At 38.2% G+C, this 26,077-nt stretch carries 28 protein-coding genes and 1 riboswitch; of the genes, 12 read left to right on the top strand and 16 right to left on the bottom strand.

Going from position 1 to position 26,077, the window contains the following annotated elements; genetic code table 11:
• Positions 1-160: 160 nt before the first annotated feature.
• Positions 161-325, bottom strand: coding sequence for a hypothetical protein (locus tag OPF91_RS05525; protein ID WP_264987693.1), 165 nt, complete (start codon positions 323-325; stop codon positions 161-163).
• 172 nt (positions 326-497) lie between these two features.
• Here OPF91_RS05525 and OPF91_RS05530 point away from each other — a divergent pair, with 172 nt between their 5' ends.
• Positions 498-842: a helix-turn-helix domain-containing protein gene (locus OPF91_RS05530; protein WP_264987694.1), complete on the top strand. Its 345-nt coding sequence runs from the start codon at positions 498-500 to the stop codon at positions 840-842.
• A gap of 576 nt (positions 843-1,418) precedes the next feature.
• On the opposite strand, the gene OPF91_RS05535 is transcribed toward OPF91_RS05530, so the two are convergent.
• Both OPF91_RS05535 and OPF91_RS05540 read right to left on the bottom strand, forming a co-directional pair.
• A complete protein-coding gene (locus tag OPF91_RS05535; protein WP_264987695.1) occupies positions 1,419-2,726 on the bottom strand; it encodes an HD domain-containing protein in 1,308 nt (435 codons plus the stop codon).
• Positions 2,727-2,862: 136 nt separating this feature from the next.
• A complete protein-coding gene (locus tag OPF91_RS05540; protein WP_004227652.1) occupies positions 2,863-3,087 on the bottom strand; it encodes a YuzB family protein in 225 nt (74 codons plus the stop codon).
• 280 nt (positions 3,088-3,367) lie between these two features.
• On the opposite strand from OPF91_RS05540, the gene OPF91_RS05545 reads away from it, so the two are divergent.
• Positions 3,368-4,015 (top strand): RsfA family transcriptional regulator, encoded by a 648-nt coding sequence (locus tag OPF91_RS05545; protein ID WP_264987696.1) that lies wholly within the window; start codon positions 3,368-3,370, stop codon positions 4,013-4,015.
• Positions 4,016-4,050: 35 nt separating this feature from the next.
• Here OPF91_RS05545 and lipL read toward each other — a convergent pair whose 3' ends face one another.
• Positions 4,051-4,893 carry an octanoyl-[GcvH]:protein N-octanoyltransferase gene (lipL, locus tag OPF91_RS05550; RefSeq protein WP_264987697.1) on the bottom strand — a complete coding sequence of 281 codons (843 nt, stop codon included), beginning with the start codon at positions 4,891-4,893 and terminating at the stop codon, positions 4,051-4,053.
• A 145-nt stretch (positions 4,894-5,038) separates the two neighbouring features.
• Here lipL and hemQ point away from each other — a divergent pair, with 145 nt between their 5' ends.
• The 3 genes from hemQ (at position 5,039) to gerQ (ending at position 6,667) form a co-directional block, all read left to right on the top strand.
• Entirely contained in the window at positions 5,039-5,788 is a 750-nt protein-coding gene (gene hemQ, locus OPF91_RS05555; RefSeq protein WP_264987698.1) for a hydrogen peroxide-dependent heme synthase, read from the top strand.
• Between the two features lie 96 nt (positions 5,789-5,884).
• Positions 5,885-6,310, top strand: a complete 426-nt coding sequence (locus tag OPF91_RS05560) for a cell wall hydrolase (RefSeq protein ID WP_264987699.1) — start codon at positions 5,885-5,887, stop codon at positions 6,308-6,310.
• Positions 6,311-6,331: 21 nt separating this feature from the next.
• Entirely contained in the window at positions 6,332-6,667 is a 336-nt protein-coding gene (gene gerQ, locus OPF91_RS05565; protein WP_264987700.1) for a spore coat protein GerQ, read from the top strand.
• Between the two features lie 165 nt (positions 6,668-6,832).
• Here gerQ and OPF91_RS05570 read toward each other — a convergent pair whose 3' ends face one another.
• The 5 genes from OPF91_RS05570 to OPF91_RS05590 are packed head-to-tail and all read right to left on the bottom strand — an operon-like array spanning position 6,833 to position 9,548.
• Complete coding sequence (locus tag OPF91_RS05570; RefSeq protein WP_264987701.1) at positions 6,833-8,011, bottom strand: M20 family metallopeptidase; 1,179 nt, start codon at positions 8,009-8,011, stop codon at positions 6,833-6,835.
• A 16-nt stretch (positions 8,012-8,027) separates the two neighbouring features.
• Positions 8,028-8,408 carry a DUF423 domain-containing protein gene (locus OPF91_RS05575; protein ID WP_264987702.1) on the bottom strand — a complete coding sequence of 127 codons (381 nt, stop codon included), beginning with the start codon at positions 8,406-8,408 and terminating at the stop codon, positions 8,028-8,030.
• Between the two features lie 19 nt (positions 8,409-8,427).
• Entirely contained in the window at positions 8,428-8,685 is a 258-nt protein-coding gene (locus OPF91_RS05580; RefSeq protein WP_264987703.1) for a YwdI family protein, read from the bottom strand.
• Positions 8,682-8,861, bottom strand: coding sequence for a uracil-DNA glycosylase (locus OPF91_RS05585; protein ID WP_264987704.1), 180 nt, complete (start codon positions 8,859-8,861; stop codon positions 8,682-8,684). Before OPF91_RS05585 ends, OPF91_RS05580 begins: the two co-directional genes overlap by 4 nt.
• A 9-nt stretch (positions 8,862-8,870) precedes the next feature.
• Entirely contained in the window at positions 8,871-9,548 is a 678-nt protein-coding gene (locus tag OPF91_RS05590) for a uracil-DNA glycosylase (protein ID WP_264987705.1), read from the bottom strand.
• 167 nt (positions 9,549-9,715) lie between these two features.
• Here OPF91_RS05590 and thiD point away from each other — a divergent pair, with 167 nt between their 5' ends.
• The 5 genes from thiD (at position 9,716) to ilvA (ending at position 13,471) form a co-directional block, all read left to right on the top strand.
• Entirely contained in the window at positions 9,716-10,546 is an 831-nt protein-coding gene (gene thiD / locus OPF91_RS05595) for a bifunctional hydroxymethylpyrimidine kinase/phosphomethylpyrimidine kinase (RefSeq protein WP_264987706.1), read from the top strand.
• Between the two features lie 92 nt (positions 10,547-10,638).
• A complete protein-coding gene (locus OPF91_RS05600; protein WP_264987707.1) occupies positions 10,639-10,866 on the top strand; it encodes a hypothetical protein in 228 nt (75 codons plus the stop codon).
• 122 nt (positions 10,867-10,988) lie between these two features.
• The gene (locus OPF91_RS05605) at positions 10,989-11,339 is read left to right on the top strand and encodes a YojF family protein (RefSeq protein WP_264987708.1); all 351 of its coding nucleotides are present in this window, start codon (positions 10,989-10,991) and stop codon (positions 11,337-11,339) included.
• Positions 11,340-11,352: 13 nt separating this feature from the next.
• Positions 11,353-12,042, top strand: a complete 690-nt coding sequence (gene bshB2, locus OPF91_RS05610) for a bacillithiol biosynthesis deacetylase BshB2 (protein ID WP_264987881.1) — start codon at positions 11,353-11,355, stop codon at positions 12,040-12,042.
• A 166-nt stretch (positions 12,043-12,208) separates the two neighbouring features.
• Positions 12,209-13,471 carry a threonine ammonia-lyase IlvA gene (gene ilvA / locus OPF91_RS05615; RefSeq protein ID WP_264987709.1) on the top strand — a complete coding sequence of 421 codons (1,263 nt, stop codon included), beginning with the start codon at positions 12,209-12,211 and terminating at the stop codon, positions 13,469-13,471.
• A gap of 87 nt (positions 13,472-13,558) precedes the next feature.
• On the opposite strand, the gene OPF91_RS05620 is transcribed toward ilvA, so the two are convergent.
• The 3 genes from OPF91_RS05620 to OPF91_RS05630 all read right to left on the bottom strand — a co-directional run bounded on the left by OPF91_RS05620 (position 13,559) and on the right by OPF91_RS05630 (position 16,417).
• Positions 13,559-14,353 (bottom strand): ABC transporter ATP-binding protein, encoded by a 795-nt coding sequence (locus tag OPF91_RS05620; protein WP_264987710.1) that lies wholly within the window; start codon positions 14,351-14,353, stop codon positions 13,559-13,561.
• Positions 14,346-15,350, bottom strand: a complete 1,005-nt coding sequence (locus OPF91_RS05625; protein ID WP_264987711.1) for an ABC transporter permease — start codon at positions 15,348-15,350, stop codon at positions 14,346-14,348. Before OPF91_RS05625 ends, OPF91_RS05620 begins: the two co-directional genes overlap by 8 nt.
• Before the next feature lie 68 nt (positions 15,351-15,418).
• Complete coding sequence (locus tag OPF91_RS05630) at positions 15,419-16,417, bottom strand: ABC transporter substrate-binding protein (protein ID WP_264987712.1); 999 nt, start codon at positions 16,415-16,417, stop codon at positions 15,419-15,421.
• Positions 16,418-16,683: 266 nt separating this feature from the next.
• Positions 16,684-16,728, top strand: a riboswitch (PreQ1 riboswitch).
• A 6-nt stretch (positions 16,729-16,734) separates the two neighbouring features.
• Between OPF91_RS05630 and OPF91_RS05635 the strand changes: the two genes are divergently transcribed.
• Positions 16,735-17,217, top strand: a complete 483-nt coding sequence (locus OPF91_RS05635) for a QueT transporter family protein (protein WP_264987713.1) — start codon at positions 16,735-16,737, stop codon at positions 17,215-17,217.
• 54 nt (positions 17,218-17,271) lie between these two features.
• On the opposite strand, the gene OPF91_RS05640 is transcribed toward OPF91_RS05635, so the two are convergent.
• The 4 genes from OPF91_RS05640 to OPF91_RS05655 form a co-directional block, all read right to left on the bottom strand.
• Entirely contained in the window at positions 17,272-18,225 is a 954-nt protein-coding gene (locus OPF91_RS05640; RefSeq protein ID WP_264987714.1) for an L-threonine 3-dehydrogenase, read from the bottom strand.
• 318 nt (positions 18,226-18,543) lie between these two features.
• The gene (locus OPF91_RS05645) at positions 18,544-20,154 is read right to left on the bottom strand and encodes a methyl-accepting chemotaxis protein (RefSeq protein ID WP_264987715.1); all 1,611 of its coding nucleotides are present in this window, start codon (positions 20,152-20,154) and stop codon (positions 18,544-18,546) included.
• A 91-nt stretch (positions 20,155-20,245) separates the two neighbouring features.
• On the bottom strand, positions 20,246-21,037 hold the full coding sequence (locus OPF91_RS05650; protein ID WP_264987716.1) for a carbon-nitrogen family hydrolase: 792 nt from the start codon (positions 21,035-21,037) through the stop codon (positions 20,246-20,248).
• Between the two features lie 129 nt (positions 21,038-21,166).
• Positions 21,167-24,592 carry an S-layer homology domain-containing protein gene (locus tag OPF91_RS05655; protein ID WP_264987717.1) on the bottom strand — a complete coding sequence of 1,142 codons (3,426 nt, stop codon included), beginning with the start codon at positions 24,590-24,592 and terminating at the stop codon, positions 21,167-21,169.
• 248 nt (positions 24,593-24,840) lie between these two features.
• Between OPF91_RS05655 and OPF91_RS05660 the strand changes: the two genes are divergently transcribed.
• On the top strand, positions 24,841-26,004 hold the full coding sequence (locus tag OPF91_RS05660; RefSeq protein WP_264987718.1) for a pyridoxal phosphate-dependent aminotransferase: 1,164 nt from the start codon (positions 24,841-24,843) through the stop codon (positions 26,002-26,004).
• Positions 26,005-26,077 lie beyond the last annotated feature (73 nt).

A 26,077-nucleotide genomic window follows, 5' to 3' on the forward strand; every position in this document is an offset into this window, starting at 1 on the left:
TTTTTATCTCATTATAAAAAAGACATCTAAACAAATTCTTTACAACCTAGTTAGTAGGCAGCTTCATTAACAAAGGAAGATTTACGAGGTTTTGTTCGCTTTGTGATGATATAGCAATATACAAATGTATAAAAATGCTAATCTATAAGTAATTAAATATTTATCTTACATCTTGTTTTGTAGATTCATTAAGTTGACTTTGCTTTCGTACAGCATTTTCGGCTACAGCCGCCACCCTTACTAATGTAAGGAAATATTGTTGATTTTCTGTTGTTAGCTGTTTTACAAGTTCTGTTATTTCATCAGTCATAGTTTCATTTATCATAAAAACACCTCCGAAAATTTCATTTGTGATTAAAACCATATTATCATAAATGAAATCATTGTCAATAATAAAGTTTCATTTGTGATAATGGAATCTCTGTTTTATTTGTGATAATTGAATGTATATTTTATTTGTGATAAATTATAATTACATAGAAATGAGGTGAACTAATTTGTATAGCCGAATAAAAGAAATACGAAATGCTTTAAATATGAATCAAGCAGAATTTGCACAACATTTGGGTTTGGGGCAATCTACTCTTGCTATGATTGAAGTGGGGAAGCGTACATTTAGCGACAAACATATTAAAATAATTTGTGCCACTTTTAATATTAATGAAGCATGGCTACGCACAGGGGAAGGAGAGATGTTTAATTCTTCTCTATATGAAAATGAACTTATTAAAATTTTTGATAGCCTAAATCCCGAAACACAACAATATTTACTAACGATGGCAAAAGAATTATTAAATACTCAACAAAAACTACTATCAAGGAAAGAAAATGATAGTTATTAACATAAAGCAGAACAACCAAAGAAGCCATGATATACCTAAGTAGCATTTTACAGAGGTCAATCAATAGTTCTATTTACCACACCAAAAGACTTCAGTATGCCATTTAAAGCTATAAAAACAATTGGAATAAGGGCTGTCATAAATAGCCCTTTATTCATTAAAGCTAATTGATTTTTTTACTTTAAAACAAAAATTAATAGAATTAAAATTGATATATTTTACAATTTAACAAGCTATATGTCCTTATAATTTTTCCTTTATCCATTTTTTAAAAGCAAAATTATGTATATAGTCACACTATTTGTTCACTAATATACTCATCGGTTAAATTAATATAATTTGAGTAGTTATAAACCTTCAAAAGGAAAAATCCTTTTCAAAGGAAAATAGTCTAATTAATGCATTTTAATATGATATTTTTTTGATATATTAATAAAATTTCATTATCCCTTTCTATTAATTAGCAATCATAAATATAATGCATCAGATAAGACGCTATTGCTAAAAAAGGAAACCTCCAAAAATCACCGTAAAAAAAGGATTCCATCTAAACAGAATCCCTTTCACCCTATGTTTTTAACTGCAATGATGTATAAGCCCTATTAACTCTTCTCTAACACCCTTATCTACTTCACTATCTGTCAGCACCTCTTCTGGAAAGTACACTTTATGGTCTGTTTTCAAACGCCCTGCAATGGCATCGACTAAGGAACTTTCTTGTGACAGCTCTCGTACTTCACCATTGGACATTTGCAACATGATAGGAAGCTTTTCCATTGCTGCTCCTGGTTGATATAAATCATATGGCAAATCCGAAGTAGAGTCATGTACAACATAATAGGTCGCATCTAAACCCATTTGATTAAATAATTGCTGTAACCGTTCAAAACGTTGTGGCTCTTTTTGCGGGTTCATGTTGATATAGCCAAATAGTTTGCGATTAATAAAGCGACTACTTAAATCACGCAAAATAACATCCTCTTCCTGCATCCAAAATTGAATATACGTCAACATCACACTTTCATCTAATGCAAGATAATCGTCCAATGTGATTTGATTTCTAAAAAATGGCTTAAAGTGAATAGGAGCATGTTTAAACCAATAATCTTCTTCACTCAATGCTTTTACGCGCTTTAATATATTATTTAAAATCACTTCTGCACTACGTGAAACAGGATGGAAGTATATTTGTAAATACATTTGGTAGCGTGACATGATGTAGTCCTCTACTGCATGCATCCCACTTTCCTTAATGACAACTTGATTGGCACGTGGCCGCATGACACGCAATATTCGTTCCATATCAAAATGACCATAGCTGACACCTGTATAATACGCATCTCGCTGTAGATAATCCATACGGTCTGCATCAATTTGGCTTGAAATTAAGCTTACCACCTGTTTATTCGCATATGTTTTTTCAATGACCTGTGCTACTTTTTCAGGAAAATCTGGGGCAACACGCTGTAATACCGTATTTACTTCTGTATTCCCTAGCAAAATCGCACGTGTATATTCCTCATGGTCTGTTGCAAATACATTTTCAAATGCATGTGAAAATGGTCCGTGTCCTAAATCATGTAGTAATGCTGAGCATAGAACAAGTAATCGTTCTTGCTCATCCCACTCGGATCGACCTGCAAAAACATCATCAATAATGCGTCTTACTATTTCATAAACGCCCAACGAATGATTAAAACGACTATGCTCTGCACCGTGAAATACTAAGTATGTTGTTCCTAATTGGCGTATTCGTCGTAAGCGCTGAAATTCTTTTGTTCCTATCAAATCCCAAATCGCTTGATCTCGTACATGAACATAGCGATGTACAGGATCTTTAAATACCTTTTCCTCTTGTAATTTCGCTGTTGCATAACTCGTCATACACTAACACCTCCATCTTCTATGTTATTCCTCTAACACTAGCATACCTTTTTCCTGCTATAAAAAACAATAAATGATAGTATTGTCATACAAAACAAAAATGCTACCTTCACTCACTGAAGATAGCATTTGTTTGTTATTTTTTTAATTTGGCTAACACTTTTTCCATCAATTCGTCCTCTGTTAATGCTGCAACAGGTCTGCTATTCACAAAGGTAAATGTTTTTTTACGTCCAGGACCACAATAAGAATGACAGCCAATTTCGATGGTTGCATCAGGATCGATTTCCTTTAATTTTGGAATTAACGTTTTTAAGTTAACGGCCTGACATTCATCGCAAACTTTAAATTCGTTTGCCATTTTGTCAACAACCCTTTCTATTATAAATTTTCTTTCAACCTTTCATTGAGTACATTACTGTCACATAGTTAAGTATGTAGAATGCACACAAATCTACATCGGGTATTGTATCGTACTTTCCACCTTGTATTCAAGCATAATTCTTCCCAGATGGGTGAATAAAAGGTTACAAGATTGGTCAAGCTAGGAGTACCAATATTCAGAGAATGAATTAATCTGAATAACTATTGAAGCAACAATCGTTTTGCTTCATTCAAGATAAAGGTGGGAGGAATTTACTATGAGTAAAACAAGACAGGATGCTTGGTTAAAAGAAAACGATGAATTGTTGGCTGAGGCTGTTATTCGCCATGTGACAGAAGGTAGCACACAGTTAAATGCCTTTGAGGAAGCTGGTGATGCATTGAATCGCACTGCCGCTGCCTGTGGTTTTCGCTGGAATGCCGTTGTACGTAAAGAATACGAGGAACAATTGGCAACTGCGAAAAAAGAGAGAAAAGAAAGAATGCGAGTGTTAGGGGCACCATTAAGACGCCGTAGTACAAGCATGATTACCTTCAATGGTAACACAGACGGTAAAGCCATTTCGCTATCTGCTTTATCACTTGATATTGTCATCGCCTATTTACTACGCTTACAAAATAGTGGTGAAGTTGGCAATGAATCTGCGAAATGGCGACAACTTGTCCATGTAACCTCTGAAAAAAATAAAAAGCTAGAAAAAACCATTGCACAGCTCGAGGAAGAAAATAGAGCAATTCGCAAAGACTACGAGCAGTTCGTTCAAATTATGAATCGTGCACGCCGACTTGTCACATTGGATGAAGAGGAAGAACGTGTAGCCCCTGTTTTTAAAATGGAAAAAAACGGAAATCTTGTAGTCAGCAATGCTACTTATCAATCAGAAAATGGCGATGTGCTTAGTTAGCGATATCACTTTTTAGGACAAACGCATGTTAATCGTCATGCGTTTGTCCTATCATCATTTTTATCTAGCATTTTCGCATTTCGCTCGAAAATGCGTTGCAAATAAAACCCATAAAGTGTTAGTTCATCATCATGAAAAGATTGCACACGAATATCCTCTGTTAGGCGATGCAAAAGTTTTTGCAAACGAATTACCACTGCCTCTACAGTTAATTCAACAGCCAATAATTCACTTAAGGAAGCCATTACCTCTGGCACAATCGTTGGATAAACAAATTTCGTCGTTTCTCCCTGTAGGCTTTCCTCATAAAAATCTCGAATCAAGGTGGCTCTTTCTGCACCACTGCCTTCAACACATAAATAAACTTGCACCGCTACACCTTGGCGTAAACGTCTTTGTGAAATACCTGCAAATTTTTTCCCATTAATGCTTAAATCATAGGAGCCTGGACAATACGAACCTACAATTTCATAGGCTTCCATTTGATGTGCAGCTTCTGGAAATAACCCTTTCACAAGTGCCACCATCACCTCATAGCCATCGTTAATGCTTAGGGGTGTCGTTTGTTCTGATAACACAACGGATATATTTAATACACCAGCATCTAAAACAACAGCTAGTCCACCTGAATTGCGCACAATCGGTTGATAGCCACGCTTTTCAAGCAATGCCATCCCCTCTTGTACATATGGTAAACGATGATCTTGAATTCCCAGTACTACAGCGGCATCATGCACCCATGTGCGGATTGTTGGTGGTGATAATTGTTGCCCTACTAGCTGACATAATGTATCGTCTGTCGCAAAGGATTCTAATGGTGAACGATTTTTTGCACTATTGGATTGGTCATAAAAACGCCAAATTGGTTGTTGTAACATAGTTTATACACCTCACTCTCTTTAGCATACATCATCTGTAGAAGGTGTCAAATTGGTGACAGCCTTATGTATTGATAAGGATTTCCAATAAAATTATGATACACTAAATAACGATAAGTCATTATTACAAAGGAGTGTTTTACGGATGAACGAAGCTGCAATTACATTAGATGGTTGGTACGCTTTACATGATTTCCGCTCAATCGACTGGGCTTCTTGGAAACTTGTTTCTGCAGAGGAGCGACAAGCTGCGGTAGAGGAATTTATTACTTATTTAGAAAAATTAAATACAGCTGATGTGGCTAAAACAGGGGCACATGCTTTTTATGCAATTGTTGGGCAAAAAGCTGATTTTATGTTGATGACATTGCGTGAAACAATGGACGAGCTACAAGAGCTTGAAGCTGATTTCAATAAACTAGCAATCGCTGATTTCACGATTCCTGCTTATTCATATGTATCGGTTGTAGAACTTTCTAATTATTTAGCTGGTGAGTCCAATGAAGACCCATACCAAAATCCACATGTACGAGCTCGCCTATATCCTGAACTTCCACGTTCTCAATATGTGTGCTTCTATCCAATGGACAAGCGTCGTGAAGGTAATGACAATTGGTATATGCTATCAATGGATGAACGTAAATCATTAATGCGCTCACACGGTATGATTGGACGTAGTTATGCAGGGAAAGTAAAACAAATTATTACAGGCTCTGTTGGCTTTGACAACCACGAATGGGGCGTGACATTATTTGCAGATGATGTGTTACAATTTAAGAAATTAGTGTATGAAATGCGTTTTGACGAAGTGTCTGCACGTTACGGTGAATTTGGTGCGTTTTTCGTAGGTAACCTACTTGACCAAGAAAAGCTAGTAAAACTTTTAGCTATCTAATAATGATGAGAGCGAGTCCAGTAAAATGGACTCGCTTTTTACATGCCTTAACTTCTTTTTTGAACGTCTCCCCGCATATACTGTTGGCGAGGAGGAATGACAATCGCTGTTATTAAAACAACTGATGCACAAACTGCTTTGCTCGCAAGGCTCATGCGTGCTGAAGCAGAGGGTGATGGTGAGCTAGGGATGCTGATGGTTGGCAATGTGGGCGTCAATCGTGTACGAGCGAATTGCTTAGATTTTGGTGATATTCGTACGATTGAGCAAATGGTTTTCCAAAATCCAGGTGGCTTTGAGGCAACAACACAAAGCTATTTTTATCAACGTGCTCGTGAGCAAGATATTCGCTTAGCGAAACGAATTATTCAAGGTGAAGTATTCCATCCAGCCACACGTGCTTTATGGTTTTTTAGACCTGAGGGTAACTGTCCTGCACAATGGTATGGACAATGGAATACAGGTCGTTACAAAGCACATTGCTTTTTTGCTCCAACTGAAGAGGATTGCCCACAAATTTAAAGGAAAGAAGGTTGATTAGGAATGATGCCTTATTATTGGACACCGACAACGCAACAACAAATGATGCCACCACAGGTCGCTTTGCCAAGTAGCCGACCGCCTGGGCGTGAGGAGTCGTACATCGAAAATATTTTACGTTTAAATCGAGGTAAGCCAGGAACATTTCATTTTTCATTTGAACATGCTGTAGAACAAGGTAAAAATACCGTCACAGTACGGGGGGTTGTAGAGGCTGCTGGACGAGACCATGTCATTATCCGTGAGCTCAAATCCAATCACCGCTTCCTTTTCCCTATGATTTACTTCGACTTTGCTGAATATGATGAAGAAATGTCCTATTTCAATCAAAATCCGTAAGATGATGTTAATAACAGACAAAGGCTTTTGGTAATGATAAGCAATCGACCGATCAATTATGCCCTAGCGTAATTGCGTCTGGATTTTCTCGAACTCCTCTAGTAAATGTTCATTTTCCAATAGCAAGAGGCTATCTAGATATCGTATCCAGATAGCCTCTTGCTATTATTGATTATCCTGTAAATAGTGCCATGTTGCCTTACCTAATAATTTGGCTGCAATGACCATTGCTCGCTCATCAAAATCGAAGCGTGGATGATGATGCGGGTAAGCCATCTCCCACGCTGGGTTTTTCGCCCCTGTAAAGAAAAATGTCCCTGGTACTTTTTCGAGATAGTACGCAAAATCCTCACCAATCATCATAGGTGGACATGTGATTACATCGCTAACACCTGGTACATCTACAGCTAGTTGTGCAACAAAATCTGTCTCTTTTTTATGATTGTATACAGGTGGATAACCTCTGACATATCGATAATCAAAGCTAGCACCAAATGCCATACAGTTCGCCTGTAATACCGCTGCTAGTTCCTTCTCAAGTTGGTTACGTATGGACTCATCAAATGTACGCACAGTGCCTAATAATGTAGCTCGCTCTGCAATGACATTAAACGGATTAATCGCTTCAAAATGTCCAAAAGATATAACGGCTGATTTTAATGGATCTACTCGTCTAGCTACTAGCTGTTGTGCATTGACAATAAATTGCGCAGCCAGTACCACCGCATCAATGGAATGATGTGGCTCCGCACCATGCCCCCCTTTACCATGGATGGTGATTTCTACCCTATCAGCCGCTGCCATGATTGCACCATCTCTTACCAAAATTTTCCCTAATGGTGTTGGCGCCCATAGATGTGTACCAAAAATAACGTCTACACCCTCTAAGCAACCATCCTCAATCATTGCCTTTGCCCCACCTGGTGCGAGCTCCTCTGCATGTTGATGAATAAAGACAATATTTCCTGCAATATCCTCTTTCATCGTATTGAATGCTCTCGCAAGCCCCAATAGTGTTGCTGTATGCCCATCATGTCCACAAGCATGCATTTTGCCATCCTCTTGTGATTTATATGGTACATCATTTTCCTCTTGAATGGCTAAGGCATCAAAGTCCGCTCGTAAAGCTACCGTTTTGCCTTGTTTCCCGCCACGTAATACAGCCACAACACCACGCTCACCCACATGCTCTCGCACCTCATGACCTAACGCTCTATGAAATGCAGCAATATAGGCAGGCGTTTGTACCTCTTCAAACGACAGCTCTGGATGTTGATGCAAGTAACGACGAATATTCACCATTTCCTGAAAACCTTGCTCAATGAAAGAAAATAATTTTTCCATACGATATCCCCTTCTATTAACGTGCGTATTTCCATGCAGCAATCATGATGCACAGCCAACCAGCTAAAAATAACACGCCTCCGATTGGTGTAATAGCACCTAACACTTTAATGCCACTCACAGCTAATACATATAAACTACCTGAAAAGAAAATAATGCCTGCATTAAAGCAAATACCTGCTATATTTAATTGCTTGACATTGCCTAATAGCTTCGTGCTCATTAATAAACCAATCACTAGTAGACCTGTCGCATGGAACATTTGATATTGCACCGCTGTCTCCCAAATACCTTGACTATACGCATCCAATGTTTCCTTTAAAGCATGTGCACCGAATGCACCAAGTGCTACTGCTATCAAACCATGAAGTGCACCTGTTATGATAAATTTTTTCATCTATTATAATCTCCTATACTTAAAAATCAAAAATGGAATCCCCGTTTGCTCCATCTTCCTCTGTTACTTTTACTGTGTTGAACGTAACTGGCTCTGATACTAGCATTTGTGGTATATGTTGTGACTTTGGCTGTGTCTCGCCTTGTCCATCTAATACAACATCACAAAGCGCACGAATGGCTATAAATGCTTCTCGAATTTGCTGTTCATTGCTTGTATGCTTAACACTCACTAATTGTTTTTCAAGCTGCTGCATAATGGCTTGATAAGAAATCATGATTTTCGCTCACTTTCTGCTTTTGGAACAAATTTCAAACAATCTGTCCCTGAAGATTGTTTCACTACAATGGAAGGAATTTGCTTTGTCTTAAAACCATATGCTGCACAAGCACGTGGTAACTGTGGGTCCCAAGTTATTTTGAAATACTGACATTTAAAACAATTAATTTGCATGACATCCCCTCACTCTAAGCACCAGTCAATCGGTTCATCACCCCAAGCCTGTAATTGTGCATTAATTTTTGAATATGGCTTACTACCAAAAAATCCTCGAAATGCACTCAATGGGCTTGGATGCGGTGATTCTAAAATAAGATGGGCTGTTGGATAGCGACGAATTAATGCTTTTTTCTGCTGTGCTGGTCGTCCCCATAATACAAAAATCATCGGTTTATCCCTTGCAGCTAGTTTATCAATCACTGCATCCGTAAAATGCTCCCATCCTCTATCTTTATGTGAATGTGCTTGTCCTGCACGCACCGTTAACACCGTGTTTAACATCATTACGCCCTGCTGTGCCCATTTTGTCAACGTGCCATCTTTCGGAATTGGACAACCTACATCATCCTGTAACTCCTGTAACATATTGCGCAAGCTTGGCGGATGCGGTACACCTTGCTTTACTGAAAAACTTAAGCCATGTGCCTGATTCGGTCCATGGTAAGGATCTTGTCCTAAAATTACAACCTTCACATCTTTATAGGCTGTTGTATAAAAGGCATTCATCACATCAGACATCGGTGGGTAAATGGTTTGTGTTGAATATTCATGTGCGATAAATTGCCGTAACTGTTGATAATATGGTTGTGCTAATTCATCAGCTAGTATTGTTTGCCAATCATTCGGGAATACTTGTTTCATCACATCTAACCCCTTTCTCTTCTTAACGGTACAAAAAAATAGTAGCAAATTCAAGCACTATCGCTATCTGGCCCTATGAAAATATACATTTCTGACCATTTCTATATAATCAGACTAAGCCTATACTAATATGAAAAGAAATTTTGTTATAAAGGAGAATTTTCATTATGACGCTTAAAAAAACATTAACAATAGCTGGTTCTGATACATCTGGTGGCGCAGGTATGCAAGCTGACTTAAAAACATTCCAAGAACATGGTACATATGGGATGGTCGCCTTAACAGTTGTAGTAACAATGGATCCAAACGGCTGGTCACATAGTGTAACACCACTACCAACGGAACTTTTACAAAAACAAATCGATACCGCTTTATCAACAGGTATTGATGCAATTAAAACAGGAATGTTATCAACAGAGGAAATCATTCGTATCGCAGGAGATGCCATTGCCAAATCAGGTACAGCTAATGTTGTAATTGACCCTGTTATGGTATGTAAAGGTGAGGATGAGGTGTTAAACCCAGGCAATACGGATGCGATGATTCAATACTTACTACCCTTTGCAGCCGTGACAACGCCAAATCTTTTTGAAGCAGGTCAATTAGCTGGCACAGGTACACCAAAAACAATCGAAGAAATGAAAGCTGCCGCACATAAAATTCATGAACTAGGTGCAAAAGCAGTTGTCATTAAAGGCGGCAAAGCACTCGCTACCGAAAAAGCGACTGATCTTTTCTTTGATGGTGAAAAATTCTATTTATTAGAGGCTGATAAAGTAGCTTCTACCTATAATCATGGTGCAGGCTGTACGTTCGCTGCCTCTGTCACAGCAAACCTCGCAAATGGCTTGACTGTAAAAGAAGCGGTTGTAGAAGCGAAAGAATTCGTTTCGGCTGCGATTGCACACGGCTGGGCATTAAATGAGTATGTAGGGCCTGTGATGCATGGTGCCAAATCTCGTTTTGGCGCACCAGCAGTGACTGTTACAGAAATCTAATCTATTGAAAGGTCGATTGGTGTTTCCAGTCGACCTTTTCGCATATTTCTAGCTCTTTCATACATATATTAGCTATATCGGAGGGAGAGCTTATGACAAAAAAGAAGGGTGAAGAACTAACAGCAGCTAAAATTGAGGTGATTTCTTCTATTGTATTAACACTTGGTTATTCATTATCCACGCTCGCCGCCATTTTAGCTTTCCAAGAGGCAGAGGAAGTGGAACAGGATCAAAATGTTTATTTAAAGCAAATGGCAAAACAACTAGAAACGATGAATAATCGACTTAGTACAATTGAAAAGCAATTAAGAAAACCGTAATTCTTGTATGAAGCAAGCCATCAAGAATTACGGTTTTTTCAACGGCAGTTCTATATGTTTCCCTTTACTATTATTTTTTACTATACTAACTAAAAGGAAACATCCTTGAAAGGAGCTCTATTATGCAGGAAGTACACGCAGAAACATTGCAAACACTATTGAATTCTTTTGCAGGCAAAGACGTTTATATACATCTTGAGACGACAAATGGCTCTTATGCCGCACACTATGATGAGAAATTTTTCAACGCAGGTGCTTTTATTCGCAATGCTAAAATTAGCTATGAGCATGCGAAAGTAGTAGGCACTGAACAATACCGTGTTGGCTTAAAAATGCCTCATGGCTGGGTATATGCCCAAGGAATCACACACTATGAATTAGATGAGTTCGGTCGTATTTTAATGGCTGGATTAGATTACTCAGGGAAATTGGCAGTTGCACTTGAAATCAGTGAAACGCCTTTTACTTACTAAGGGGGACGACATGTTGAACTTACAACCACAACGTCAGATTTTAATAGTTTACCCACACCCAGATGATGAGGCTTTTTCAGTAGCTGGAACGATTTCTTACTATAGAAAAAAAATGAATACACCTGTTACATATGCATGTTTAACATTAGGTGAAATGGGGCGTAACCTTGGAAACCCACCTTTTGCTACACGTGAATCTTTGCCAGAAATTCGACGCAAGGAGTTACAAGCTGCTGCCGCTGCAATGGGAATTGAAGATTTACGTATGCTTGGTTTCCGTGATAAAACAGTTGAGTTTGAAGATGATGAAAAAATGGTCAATGTGATGGCTGATTTGATTGCCGAGTTAAATCCTTCATTGATTTTTACATTTTATCCTGGCTTCGCTGTCCATCCCGACCATGAAGCAACAGCACGTGCCGTAGTAGAAGCTGTACGTCGTATCCCTCAAGCTGAGCGTCCAGAAGTTTATGGCTGTGCGTTCGCCAATGATACACTTGAAAAACTAGGTGAACCGCATGTTATGGTGAATATTAGTGAAATGAAAGCTGATAAAATCCAAACAATTAAAGCCCATGCTTCTCAAACAGGCTGGATGATACAGGAAGCTGAAAAACGTGCTGATGACGGTGAACCGTTAAGTGAAAGCTGGCTGAATTTTGAACGTTTTTACATCGTGAATCCTGACCATTTTGCCAAATAATCAATGCGCGACTCTTTTAAAAAAGGGTCGCTTTTTTACGTTTATGAAATGAAATCGCATACATCGATAATTGTTCACCAAAAATTTAGAATTTACTAAAAATTAATACCATATGGTTACTAAAATGTGTTATCATATAGAAATCGTAAAATGGAGGATGAATGTTATGGAAGTTACTGATACTAAAACGGTGCAAATCGAAAATATTTTAATTGCACACCATTTTTTAAAAGATGTGGTCGTGCATACACCGCTCCAAAAAAACGACTATCTATCTGAGAAATATGGAGCTACTATTTACTTTAAGCGTGAGGACTTACAGCATGTACGCTCCTTCAAGTTGCGTGGTGCCTATTATAAAATAAAAAAAATCGAGGATGAAGCACGTGCTGTTGGTGTCGTTTGTGCCAGTGCAGGCAATCATGCACAAGGCGTAGCCTATGCCTGTGCCCAGCTTAGCATCCAAGCGAAGATTTTTATGCCTCAAACAACACCTAAACAAAAAATCGACCAAGTGCGTATGTTCGGACGTGAGTATGTCGAAATTATTTTATCAGGTGATACATTTGATGATGCTGCGGAAAGTGCCTTCACTTATTGCGAAGAGCATGGCAATATTTTCATCCATCCATTTGATGATTTTGATGTCATCGCTGGACAGGGCACTGTTGCTGTCGAAATCATGAATGATATTGAAGAACCGATTGACTATGTATTCGGTAGCATCGGTGGTGGCGGACTAATGTCAGGCGTTTCGGCTTATGTGAAAAATCTTTCCCCTTCTACCCAACTCATCGGTGTAGAGCCTGCTGGTGCTGGAAGCATGAAAGCAGCCTTTGCGGAGGGTAATGTCGTAGCACTTGATTGGATTGATAAATTCGTGGATGGTGCAGCAGTAAAGTGTGTTGGCAACCATACGTATGATGTATGCCGTCGCTATTTAGATGATATTGTACTTGTACCAGAAGGCAAAGTATGTACAACCATTTTAGATTTATACAATAAACATGCGATAATCGCAGAACCTGCTGGCGCATTACCTGTAGCAGCACTTGATTTTTATCAGGATGAAATTAAAGGGAAATCAGTCGTTGTTATTATTAGTGGCGGCAATAATGATATCGGACGTATGCAGGAAATTAAGGAGAAATCTTTAATCCATGAAGGTTTACTGTACTATTTCATTGTTAGTTTCCCACAGCGTGCAGGTGCATTACGTTCATTCCTAACAAATGTACTTGGTCCAGATGACGATATTACGACATTTGAATACACAAAGAAAAATAATAAAGAAAGTGGTCCTGCTCTTGTCGGTATTGAGCTTGGCAATCGTGAAGATTATGAAGGACTATTAGCTCGTATGAGTGAATTCGGCTTCAAATATAAAGAAGTAAATAATGATTTGCAACTATTTGGCTTACTTGTTTAATGAGACAGTCACACTTTGCCCTAGCGAAGTGTGGCTTTTTTGCTATTTATCTACATACAAAAAAACACCCATACAAATGTATGAGTGTCACCCTAGTAGTGCACGGTCTGAATTCATTTTCTCGCCACGAATTCGCTCAAATTCTGCCATTAAATCTGGAATCGTCAATGTATGCTTACGATCCTCGCCTACCTCTAAAATGATTTGTCCTTTATCCATCATAATTAAGCGATTTCCTAAATCTAAGGCTTGTTGCATATTATGTGTCACCATTAATGTCGTTAAATTGTCTTTCTCTACTAAATATTTCGTAATGCGTGTAATTAGCTCTGCACGTGACGGATCAAGTGCAGCTGTATGCTCATCTAACAATAAAATCGATGGCTGAGTAAACGTCGCCATTAATAAAGATAATGCCTGACGTTCTCCACCAGATAATAAACCCACTTTTGCGGAGAGGCGACTTTCTAAATTCAAGCCTAGCATTTCCAATGATTCCTTAAAAAAGGCACGTCGTTTTTTATCAACACCGATACGCAAGCCGCGACTTTTATTGCGAGAATAAGCTAATGCTAAATTTTCTTCAATGGTCATTGCTGGCGCTGTACCCGCCATCGGATCTTGGAATACTCGCCCAATATAATGAGAACGCTTATATTCAGGTAAGCCCGTGACATCAGTACCATCGATTCTTACGGCACCAAAATCAGGTGTTAACGCACCCGAAATCATGTTCATCATCGTTGATTTCCCTGCCCCATTACTACCAATAATCGTCACAAAATCGCCCTGCTTTAAATGTAAATCAATATGTGAAAGTGCTATCTTTTCATCAGGTGTACCTTCATTAAAAATTTTATTAATGCTATCTAGTTTAAGCAATGCCTTTCCCTCCCTGCAATTGCGCACGTTTCTGCTTACGTTTACGCTCCTTATTTTTGCTTACGATTTGAGGGAGTATCAATGCTAAAATCACGATAATGGCTGTAATTAATTTCATATCTCCTGGATCTAAGAAATCTACACGTAACGCCAACGCTAAAATAATTCGATAAATAATAGCTCCTGCAATAACCGCCAGCGTTGTGCGCATAATTGTTTTTGTGCCAAAAATAGCTTCTCCGATAATCACAGATGCTAAACCAATAACAATCATCCCAATTCCCATACTAACATCCGCAAATTTTGAATACTGAGCAATTAAAGCTCCTGAAAATGCAACAAGTGCATTAGAAAGCCCTAGCCCTAAAATAATCAATGTATCTGTGTTGGCAGAAAAGCTACGAATCATGCGCTTGTTATCACCTGTCGCACGAATCGCAAGGCCAACCTCTGTTTTTAAAAACCAGTCTGTCACAATTTTAATCAGCACGGTCATCATGAGCACGACCATTAATGTTCCCCAAGTAGCTGGTACCTGTGCAACACCTATACTCTGTAACATATTATTTAATGCGCCATCAATGCCTAAATTGCTCCATACTTCTTGGAATTTTGTAAACATTGTCTCAGAGTTTAATAACGGGATATTTGGACGGCTAATTGCACTATCCGATGTTAGCCCCATAATACGCAAATTAATTGAATATAAAGCAATCATCATTAAAATACCTGATAATAAAGGGTTAATTTTCCCTTTCGTATGAAGAAATCCTGTCATACAACCCGCTACAAAGCCTGCTAAAATAGCAATCACTGTTGCTAAAACCGGTGAATAGCCAAGTAAAATCATTGTTGAGGCTGTCGCTGCTCCTGTCACAAAGCTCCCATCAACCGTTAAATCAGGAAAATCTAATACACGGAATGTTAAATAAACACCTAACGCCATAATGGCATAAATAACACCTTGCTCCACTGCTCCAAATATTGATAAAAACATGCTTCTATCCTCTCCTACTCTAAATGAAGATAAAGCGGGGGATTATGCTCCTCCCGCTTTACATTCAACTATTGTTCAAATAACTCTGCACCCCAAGAATCTTTAATATCGATTCCTAAGTCATCCGCTACTTTTTTATTAATTAGTAATTTTAAATTTTGAGGATATTGTGCAGGTGTATCAGCAGGTGTCGCTTCACCTTTCAAGATTTTCACAGCCATTTGCCCAGCCTCATAGCCTATATCGAAATATTCAAAGCCATATGCTGCTAAACCACCTCGTGCTACTGAATCTAGCTCCCCTACAATAAGAGGTAATTTATTATCATTCGCTACACCAATGACAGATTCTAAAGCGGAAACAACTGTATTATCCGTAATGATATAGAAAGCCTCTACTTTACCAAGTAGTGATTCTGTCGCTTGCTTCACATCCGCTGAAGTAGCTGCAGAAGCCTCTACCACTGATAATCCTTGCTCACTCATAATTTTTTTCACTTCTGCCACTTGTGCTACCGAATTTTGTTCGCCTGCATTGTACACCATACCTACTTTTTTCGCACCTAAGTCATTTAAAAATGCTACTGTTTTTGAAATCGTCTCAGGATGCAGGTCGATTGTGCCTGTAATATTCTTACCTGGTTTGTCCATTGAGTCGATTAACTGTGCACCAACAGCATCTGTGACAGATGTAAAGATAATTGGAATCTCACCTGTTGCTGTCGCTGCTGCCTGTGCAGACGGTGTAGAGTTTGCAAAAATTAAATCAACATTTGCACTAACAAAATTATTAGCAATCGTTGTATTCAAGCTATTGTCGCCCTGTGCAATTTGTGTATCATATTCTACGTTTAAGCCTGATTCTTCAATGGCTTTTTTGAAGCCCTCTGTTGCAGCATTTAATGATGGATGCTCAACAATTTGTGTAATACCAATTTTGTAGGATTTACCTACTGACTCACTACTCTCATTCTCTTTTGGTTCAGACGAGCTTTTGCCACCACAAGCGGCTAATAATAGCAATAATCCTACTAATAGAAATGACAGCTTTGTTACCTTGTTTTTCACTATGAATCCCCCCGACTATTGCACTTCGCTCAGGCAAAGTATAAATGTATCGCTATCTTATCGTCATTAAAATAGTTCGTCAATAACATTATGAATGTTCTGATTCTTTAACACGCTGTGTTTCAATCGATTTCGCGCTTTAAACCGCTAAACTAAGCGCTTTTTCTCAGCACACAAATAATGTGACAATTTTATGACATTTCAATTTTTTAGTTTTATTATTTGATTTTCTAGATTCCATACATTAGAATATTATCTTGTGCAAAATCACCGTGGTTCGTAACCATCCCACGCAAAAAAACTAAGGAGAAATAAATATGAAGTTAAAATTTTTGACAACTAGTAGCATTTTGGCGGCACTCTATGTTGCTGTCACACTATTAGTTACACCCTTTGGCTTTACTGAGGTACAATTCCGTATATCAGAAATGTTCAATCATCTTGTAGTCTTTAACCCACGCTTTGCTGTCGGAATTATTATTGGTGTGTTCATCTCCAATTTATTTTCACCTCTTGGCGCTTACGATTTACTATTCGGGGTTGGACACTCCATCATTACACTGGGATTATTCATCCTTATTTGTAAATTTATCAAAAACATATGGCTACGTTTAGTTATCAACACATTACTATTTACGTGTACAATGTTTATTATCGCCTTTGAATTGAATTTAGCACTAGAGCTACCATTCTTCTGGACATGGCTCACTGTAGCAGCAGGTGAATTTGTTGTATTAGCTATTGGTGCACCTATTATGTGGTTATTAAATAAACGCTTAAATTTTGAGAAGTTAATATAATCTCATATAAACGAAAGGCTACTCGAAAAATAAAATTTCGAGTAGCCTTTTATATTAAGAAATTGCCTTTGGTTGTAATTGCTTAGATAGCTTCTCTAGCATATCCACTGTCATTTTCGCTAAGTCGTACTGTGCCGTAAAGCCCCATTCTTGCTGTGCTGCCTCTATATTAATAGAATTTGGCCAGCTATCCGCAATCGCTTGGCGCACAGGATCTACCTGATATTTCATATTAAAATGCGGTAAATGCTTTTGAATTTCTGCTGCAATTTCTGCTGGTCCAAAACTCATCGCTGTAATATTAAACGCATTACGATGGACTAATTTCTGTGCATCTGCTTCCATTAAATCAATAATAGCCTGCAATGCATCTGGCATATACATCATATCCATATAAGTACCTTCCTGAATATATGATATATAGCTTCCTTGTTTAATCGCTTCATAATAAATTTCCACTGCATAATCTGTCGTCCCACCACCAGGAGGTGTCACATACGAAATCAGCCCTGGGAAACGCACACCACGTGTATCTACACCAAAACGGTTAAAATAATAATCACATAATAATTCCCCTGCTACTTTATTCACGCCATACATCGTTGTTGGGCGTTGCAAAGTATCTTGCGGTGTATTTTCTTTTGGTGTTGATGGACCAAATGCACCGATTGAGCTTGGCGTGAAAAATTGCAAATCCAATTCTCTTGAAACTTCTAAAGCATTCATCAAACCGCCCATATTTAAATTCCATGCTAATAGTGGATTTTTTTCTGCTGTCGCTGATAGTAATGCAGCCAAGTGCATCATCGTATCTGCTCCAAAATCCTTTGCTAATGCGTGCATTCTTTGTCCATCTGTCACATCTAATAATTCAAAAGGTCCACTTGTTTGTTCACTTTTGCGTATATCTGTCGCTAAAATATTGTCCTCTCCATAAACACTACGAAGTTTTTCTACAAGCTCCGAACCAATTTGGCCAAGTGCCCCTGTTACCATAATTTTTTTCATTTCTCCAAACCTCCACCTATGAACAATTGTACGTGTAGAAAACACAAAAATACACTTATAAATACCGTTATATCAATACTTTATACCGAATTCAATTATAGTTTGTTCACATAAAAAACACAATAGTTATCTTTAAAGCCAAAAATGAAAACCTTTTCATTATTAGTATATGACAACTGTATTTTATTGTACTGAAAAAATATATAAAATACATTTGTACATCTATAAAACACAAAAATCCTTATCAACATGGACAAGGATTTCATAGTAAGTGTGAGAAAATGAGTGAAAAATCATCATTGTTATAGACTCTTTTTATTATATTGAAAAACGTTTCACAGCAATTTGTAATACATTCGATACTTTGCGTAATTCCTGCATATAATGATGGAATTGCTGTTGGGTTGTTAATTGTGCTTCGACAGATGCAGCGACTTGTTTAGTAGATGTCGCATTTGTATTAGAAAGCGTGGTTAATATCATTGCATCAGCATTCACCTGTTCTGTGTAGTTCGCAATTTCCTGTACAGTTGATGATACTTCCATCATATGAGGCTTCATTGTATGTACCTTTTCTAAAATTTGTTCAAAGCTAGTAGCTGTTGTTTCTGTGACAACAACTCCTTTTTCTGTTGCAGCCAATACTTCGTTCATCATATGCACGGCATCATTAGAATCGTGATGAATATTTTGTACAATGGTTGTAATCATCTTTGTGGAATTGACCGTTTGCTCTGCCAATTTACGCACTTCATTCGCCACTACCGCAAAGCCTTTTCCATGTTCACCTGCACGTGCAGCTTCAATAGAGGCATTTAAAGCAAGTAGGTTGGTTTGTGCCGTAATTCTTTCAATTTCTTCTACCATTTGGTCAATAGAAGATGCTCGTTCTACGAGATGAGCAATCGCCACATTCGATTTTTCAGCAGTTTGTTTAATATGCTGCATTTGTAGCAAGTTTGCCTGTACGATTTCTGTACCGCTTTCTGCCTCAGTGGTCGTCTGATAAGTTAAGTTTTCCACGACCTGTACTTTTTCTAAAATCACTTGTACGTCATTCAACACTTCCTCTAAAGAAGCTGTATTTGAGGCTAATTTTTCAGTAGAAGCTGTTGTTGAATGTGAAATATCCTGAATATCCTTAGTGATTTTTTTCGTAGCCTCTGAGGATTGCATGGAAGAGATTTGTAAATTCTCTGTCATTCTCTCTACCTCATGTGCACTCGTTGTCACAGTCGTCAACAATCTCTTCACTTCTGTTACCATCTGATTGTAGGAAAGCATTACTTCCCCAAGCTCATCCTTCGCTATATAATGAGCACTTGCTGTAAAGTCGCCTTGTTCTGCACGTTTTAATAAAGATTTTAATTGCTTTGTTGGTTTATTGACAGCCTTCGTTGCAACAGTTCCCACGATTCCAATCAATATCACAACCATTAAACAGACACTACCTAGTAGCCAATAGCCAAAATGTACATCTTCCTGATAGTGTGCTTGCTTATCATGTGCTCTTTGCACTAAATAATTTTGCATACCTTCTAATAAGGTATAGCTTTGTTCACTTAATTGTTGATAAGCTGTTGGCGATTTTTGAATTTGCGCTAGCAACGCTTTGTACTTTTTCATCTCATGTGTCATTTTAGAATCCATTGTGACATTCGCTAATTCATTCATCGGCTGCTCCATCTTTTTAACGATGGCATCCACTTCCCCTATCGTTGTGGATTCATCTAATTGCCTTTGTAGCATAATAAGCTCTGTCAGTTGACCAGTTGGTACAAGTCCTTCCGTATAACTTGCATCTGCATACCATGACATTTTCCGTAAATAATCTATACTAAATATACCTAATAATACATTGGATAAAATACAGACAAGCATTAACACTGCCAATTTATCCCTCACCATAACATAACGAAAAAAACGCATTATCCTAGCTCCTTCTTCAACTTTCTTTCATCATCATAGTGCATAGGTATAAAGCCTGTGTTATGTTTTTGTAAAGATTTATTGAAGATGATTATTGATTCAGCAAACCACTGTATAAATTAGGTCTACGGTCATCGTACACAGGAATTCTCTCTCTTATTTCATCGACTACTGAAAAATCCACATCAATCACAGCTACTTCCTCATCCTTCGCACCAATCCATAGCACCTCACCCCATGGCTGGATAATCATTGACTGTCCATTGAACTCTTCTTCCTTATCTGCAATGCGATTCACTGCAATCACAAAGCATTGATTTTCAATAGCACGTGCTTGGAGCAATGTTTTCCAATGATCAATACGTGGTGTTGGCCATTGCGCAGGCACAAATAAGACCTTTGCACCAGCTAATGCATGTGCACGTAGCCATTCAGGAAAACGAATATCATAACAAATGACTCCCGCTGCCTCAATATCACCAAATGCAAAACGATTCATAGCATCTCCTGCCTCTAAATACAAATGCTCATCCATCAAACGGAAAAGATGTGCCTTACTATATTCACCAGCAAGCTCCCCTTCGTTTGTCACTGTGTACATCGTATTGTAAAATTGATTGCCTTTTTTTGTTGCCACGGAGCCACCCACAATATGTACATGAAGCTCTTTTGCTAAACCTTGTAAAAATGCTTTAGTACGTTCTCCTTCAGCATCTGCAAGTGCCGATAATTGCTCTAAAGCATAACCTGTGTTCCACATTTCAGGAAGCACAATGATTTCTGCACCTAGCTTTGCTGTCTCACGAATTTTTGTTTCTGCATGTGCAAAATTCGCTTCTACTGTACCTAAACCTATATTTAATTGAATACAACCAATTTTCATCATGATTCCTCCTTAGATAATTGTTCTATATTAATTTCATTATATTCTGAAAAGAGTGATTGTATATAATTTCTCTCAAAAATACAAAAGCAGACGTAGAGAATTCTCCACGCCTGTTGTATTTATTATTTATTTTACTAATTGTTCATCCCCATTTGTGTCTACCACATAAATATGAGTACTTGCTGCTTCTTCAATTTCTTTAAATGCCCAATGTGTTGTTTTCACATCTACAAAGCTTGGTACCGTGACACCCTGCAATGGGCCACGCTCAAACATACGATTCATCATGACAACGGCTTGTGCTCTTGTTAAAGGAGCATCTGGTGCAAAGCTGCCATCTTGACGGCCATTAATGATTCCTGCTATACGATTCGCTTCAATAATCCACTGTGCCCAATGTCCTTTTGTATCATTAAAGGTAATCGCTACATTTTCTTCAACGTACAGCTCTTTAAAGTTCGCAACTACTGTAGCCATTTGTGCACGTGTAATATTTTCCTCTGCTCGGAAGTTGCCATTCATATCACCATTCATTATGCCTTGTTCTTTCACAAAGGCAATCGCTCCTGCTGCATAATGCGTACTCGCTATGTCTTTAAATGGTGCTATGTCTTCCATCGAACCATCTGTGTACCCTAAAATACGAGCAATCATTGTCGCTATTTGTGCACGTGTTACATTTTGCTCTGGAGCAAATGTACCATCTTGGAAGCCTTTAATATAGGCTGTATGTGTATCTTGTGTGACTCCTTCTGATTTAACCTCTTCTTGGATTTGAATAATTGTAAAGGTACTGAATTTGTCTACTACAAAGCTTAAACCGACTAAGCCATTTCCTAGTGTCGTCACTTCTGGTTGCACAATTTTATTTTCGCCATCAGAGTGTTCAATAAATATACATTCTGCTCCATTATTAGAAAGTAATGCACTTTGCATTGGCAATGTTACTGTCACTGGATTTTGTGACATAGTCGTTTCAATCACTACTGGTCGACCTACTACAGAGACAGTGCTAGTAGGTAATGTTTCATGTACAAAAGCCTGTGCACGTGTTTCTATCATTTGCTGCTCTAATGTCGTTCTTAAAGGTTTTAATTGGAAATTAAACCCTTGTTGCATCCCATTTAATGACGTACTTGGTATCATAACTTGTGCATTGTTCGATATAATTTCTAAGGATGTACTATTATTACGCAATAATTGTAATGATGGCAATGGCACATCTACTGTTGCTCTTGTCACTTCATCCTTATCATCTGGCAAAAACATACGAATAGTATTGATACCACTTGTATTTGCTTCTACTAATGCTTCTCTCGTCCGTTCCTCAGTTAGTGATACAGTATCTGTAATATCACCATTCGTTTGTTTTGTACGCAAAAGCTCTAGTAATTTATTTTTCGCTGAATTTTTATCATCTACTCCAATTGGTATAGGTATCCTCTGTGTTGGTGGTAGTAATGATGGTAAGGTTGGTCGTGGTAAAGTCGGCCCTAAATCTGGATAAACCACTGGCGCTATCACCAATGCATTTTGTGCCAATGTCAGCTGTGTTAATGCTTCATTGACAACGAACTGCGTTGCATCTGGATTATTCATGACATTTTTAGCCTCTGCTAACTTAGCTTGATATGTCAACCAACTTGCTGGTGTATATACACTTGCAGTGAAATTTCTTTCCTCTGCTATTTTTTGTTGCAATAATGTTTTGTCCGCTACCAATACAGTAAATGCCTTTATTTTTGTTGCTGTTTGGCTATTATTTACCGCTTGAACTGTTAATGTATATGCACCATCTGCCAACACATTCATCGGTGTAAATGTCCATTCTCCTGCCACTGAATTAACCATTGCTTGCCCTTGAATTGGTGTATTTTCTGCATCAGTTAATACCACTGTCATTGCATCTGGTGTCGTATTCAGAGCAACAGTACCACCGAATATGGGTGTAGCTGTCGAAATTCTTGGTGTGCCTTGTTGTAATAACTCAGTTGGCTTCGTAATTTGTAATGCTAGGCTAAAGGGATTTTCCATTACGACAGTAAAATTGCCAACAGCTTTGCTATGTGGACCAATTAAATTTGCTAGCAGTGGAGCTGTATATTCTACTGTGATTTGACTATCCGATGACAAGTCAAGAGTAGATGCTAGCTCCAATTCTAATTGCTTAGAACTTGCTCCAACCGTGATGTTAACAATATCATTTAAATCGATAGCCAGATTATTATGTTTTACTGTAAAACCGTTTTTTCCAACATTTGTGATAGCGTAATTAAATGGAATCATGACCGTACGAGTAGCTAAATTGAATATACCTGTTGTTGGTACATTTAACACTAAGTTTGCTTCATTTGTTTGTAAAGCTAGCAGTGCATCATTTATTTCTTGCTGTGTAGCTACTGGATTTGCTAATACTAATTGTGCCATATCTAAAGCTGTCTTATATGGTCCCCAAGTTGTTGCTGTATAATCTGCCTCTTGTAAAGCAGGGATACTTGGCATTTGTCCTGTCACTGTTTTCACTTTATTGTTTAACGCCGTTTTATCCATAAAGACAATCGTTTTGGATGCACTTAATGTAAATGTGGCATCACCTGACATGCCACCATATTCGATAGCATAACCTGCTACTGTGCCATTACCAGTTTCATTAAAATCATTCCATTGTCCATTTGTTCCATCTATGAACCCTAAATATTCAGTGCCACCACTACTATTATTTGGCTCGCTCCATTTCCAGTTAGTATACATACCTAATACAGGTGAACCACTTAAATGATAATAATTATCGTAAAATTTTAATCCTTTTCCCCCATCGACTAACCCTTCTGGTCCTGTTACCCAACGCCAATCACCAGGAGGATTTAGAGGAATATTTATAGGTGAACGTTTAATATCCTGCGCGCCAATCCATGTACGATTGCCTGCTCTCCTAGCTACAATGCTATTTTCATCTGCATCAGTAATTGTAGCTAAATATCCTTTACGACCAAAGTAAGTTTTTCCCTCTGCTTCCGTTTTCGCAGCAGACCAATTTAAATTGCTATTTACATAATCATAAAAATGTCCATTATAAGGTAATGCCTTCCCTAAATTGAACGTAATCGTACGCGGTGTCCAATCTGTTGCAGTGGTTGAAAATTTCACATTACGCAATGCTGTTTGATAGTTTGCAATAGTCGTTGTACCACTTAATGTTAATTCCCCTCTAGTGGCATCGAAAGTTCCTGTAATACCATTTGCATTCGTAAATTCCAATTTATCGCCTGTTTGGAAATTATCAATTGTAATAATCGCACCATTCACATCATTTTCATAGCCCGTTAAAACAGTTGCGTCAAGCGTTACATCTGCATCCACCATAACCGAATTAGCTGTCTCAATTACTGTAGCTATTGTAGCATTTGAAGATGTTGTCAATGCTGGTGTTGTAGGTGGTGCTGCTTGTACTTGCTGTGTTGTGCCTACAAAAGACAAGCTACTTACTATTAATAATGTGGCAGCTATTGCACTAAATGAACGTTTCCACTTGGATTGCTTTGTATTCTGCACAAATTCTCCTCCAATCACTTCGATACTTTAAAATCCATATTAATACATAATAAAACAATAATATACACTTTAAAATTAATACTAGCCAAATTAACCTTTTTACAGCAAAACTAGCCATATTATGTACATAAAGTTCTCTACAACTAAATTAATGAAAATTACTGCTCGTTTTCCTCTCCTCCTCACTAGACAAATATACCAAAAAATAATACATTAATTTCATTATATTCTGAAAAAGGTGATTGTATATGAAATTCTCAAAAAAACTACAGCAACTTCCCCCGCAATTTTTTGCGACACTTGTCCAAAAGGTAAATGCCGCACTTGCAGAAGGGCGCGATATCATTAATCTGGGACAAGGTAATCCAGACCAACCAACACCCTCTCATATTGTGACAGCATTACAAGAGGCAGCTACAAATCCACAGCATCATAAATATCCGCCATTTCGTGGTATTCCAGAGCTACGACAAGCGGCGGCTGATTTTTATAAACGTGAGTATAATGTAGAGATTGATCCACAGACAGAGGTCGCTGTACTTGGTGGCACTAAAATCGGACTGGTCGAATTACCTTTAGCTGTCTTAAGTGCTGGTGACACAATACTCCTGCCTGACCCTGGCTATCCTGACTATTTATCAGGTGTTGCCTTAGCAGATGTTCATTTGGAAACAATGCCATTGCTAGCTGAAAATGATTTCCTGCCCAATTATTCTGCGTTGACAGAGGATGTGAAAGAGCGAGCAAAGCTTTTATATTTAAACTATCCAAACAATCCAACAGGTGGCACAGCAACACTCGAATTTTTTGAAGAAACTGTACGATTTGCAAAGGAGCATCAAATTATCGTTGCCCATGACTTCGCCTATGGTGCCATTGGCTTTGATGGTCAGAAGCCTGTGAGCTTTTTACAGGCAGAAGGAGCTAAAGATGTTGGGATTGAAATGTATACATTATCTAAAACCTATAATATGGCTGGGTGGCGTATTGGTTTTGCAGTGGGGAATGCACAAATCATCGAAGCTATTAATCTAATACAGGATCATCTATTTTGCAGTCAATTTCCTGCTGTTCAACAAGCTGCTGCTGTCGCACTGACATCCTCTCAGCAATGTACAGAGGAATTACGTGAAACCTATGAACGTCGTCGCAATGTACTAATTGAAGAAGCTAAACGGATTGGCTGGCAGGTGACAGCTCCAAAAGGTTCATTTTTTGCATGGCTTCCTGTTCCAATAGGTTATACAAGCGAGCAATTTACTGCCTTATTATTAGAGAAAGCCGATATTGCGGTTGCGTCGGGCAATGGCTTTGGACAACATGGAGAGGGTTATATTCGTGTTGGTTTACTTGTTAGTGAAGAACGCTTACGTGAAGCCATTCAACGGATTGAAAAGCTACAATTATTTTAAATAATGAAAAAAGAGCTTGTTTTGATTCATCTTTGTCAAAACAAGCTCTTCTATTAGTTTTGTACAAAAAATT

It is taken from the genome of Lysinibacillus piscis, from assembly GCF_026012395.1.
Taxonomy (GTDB): Bacteria; Bacillota; Bacilli; order Bacillales_A; family Planococcaceae; genus Lysinibacillus; species Lysinibacillus piscis.

Coding starts and splice junctions, on each gene's coding strand:
- OPF91_RS05525 (WP_264987693.1), bottom strand. CDS start 325: ATGATAAATGAAACTATGACTGATGAAATAACAGAACTTGTAAAACAG.
- OPF91_RS05535 (WP_264987695.1), bottom strand. CDS start 2,726: ATGACGAGTTATGCAACAGCGAAATTACAAGAGGAAAAGGTATTTAAA.
- OPF91_RS05540 (WP_004227652.1), bottom strand. CDS start 3,087: ATGGCAAACGAATTTAAAGTTTGCGATGAATGTCAGGCCGTTAACTTA.
- OPF91_RS05545 (WP_264987696.1), top strand. CDS start 3,368: ATGAGTAAAACAAGACAGGATGCTTGGTTAAAAGAAAACGATGAATTG.
- lipL (WP_264987697.1), bottom strand. CDS start 4,893: ATGTTACAACAACCAATTTGGCGTTTTTATGACCAATCCAATAGTGCA.
- hemQ (WP_264987698.1), top strand. CDS start 5,039: ATGAACGAAGCTGCAATTACATTAGATGGTTGGTACGCTTTACATGAT.
- OPF91_RS05560 (WP_264987699.1), top strand. CDS start 5,885: ATGACAATCGCTGTTATTAAAACAACTGATGCACAAACTGCTTTGCTC.
- gerQ (WP_264987700.1), top strand. CDS start 6,332: ATGATGCCTTATTATTGGACACCGACAACGCAACAACAAATGATGCCA.
- OPF91_RS05570 (WP_264987701.1), bottom strand. CDS start 8,011: ATGGAAAAATTATTTTCTTTCATTGAGCAAGGTTTTCAGGAAATGGTG.
- OPF91_RS05575 (WP_264987702.1), bottom strand. CDS start 8,408: ATGAAAAAATTTATCATAACAGGTGCACTTCATGGTTTGATAGCAGTA.
- OPF91_RS05580 (WP_264987703.1), bottom strand. CDS start 8,685: ATGATTTCTTATCAAGCCATTATGCAGCAGCTTGAAAAACAATTAGTG.
- OPF91_RS05585 (WP_264987704.1), bottom strand. CDS start 8,861: ATGCAAATTAATTGTTTTAAATGTCAGTATTTCAAAATAACTTGGGAC.
- OPF91_RS05590 (WP_264987705.1), bottom strand. CDS start 9,548: ATGAAACAAGTATTCCCGAATGATTGGCAAACAATACTAGCTGATGAA.
- thiD (WP_264987706.1), top strand. CDS start 9,716: ATGACGCTTAAAAAAACATTAACAATAGCTGGTTCTGATACATCTGGT.
- OPF91_RS05600 (WP_264987707.1), top strand. CDS start 10,639: ATGACAAAAAAGAAGGGTGAAGAACTAACAGCAGCTAAAATTGAGGTG.
- OPF91_RS05605 (WP_264987708.1), top strand. CDS start 10,989: ATGCAGGAAGTACACGCAGAAACATTGCAAACACTATTGAATTCTTTT.
- ilvA (WP_264987709.1), top strand. CDS start 12,209: ATGGAAGTTACTGATACTAAAACGGTGCAAATCGAAAATATTTTAATT.
- OPF91_RS05625 (WP_264987711.1), bottom strand. CDS start 15,350: ATGTTTTTATCAATATTTGGAGCAGTGGAGCAAGGTGTTATTTATGCC.
- OPF91_RS05635 (WP_264987713.1), top strand. CDS start 16,735: ATGAAGTTAAAATTTTTGACAACTAGTAGCATTTTGGCGGCACTCTAT.
- OPF91_RS05640 (WP_264987714.1), bottom strand. CDS start 18,225: ATGAAAAAAATTATGGTAACAGGGGCACTTGGCCAAATTGGTTCGGAG.
- OPF91_RS05645 (WP_264987715.1), bottom strand. CDS start 20,154: ATGCGTTTTTTTCGTTATGTTATGGTGAGGGATAAATTGGCAGTGTTA.
- OPF91_RS05650 (WP_264987716.1), bottom strand. CDS start 21,037: ATGAAAATTGGTTGTATTCAATTAAATATAGGTTTAGGTACAGTAGAA.
- OPF91_RS05660 (WP_264987718.1), top strand. CDS start 24,841: ATGAAATTCTCAAAAAAACTACAGCAACTTCCCCCGCAATTTTTTGCG.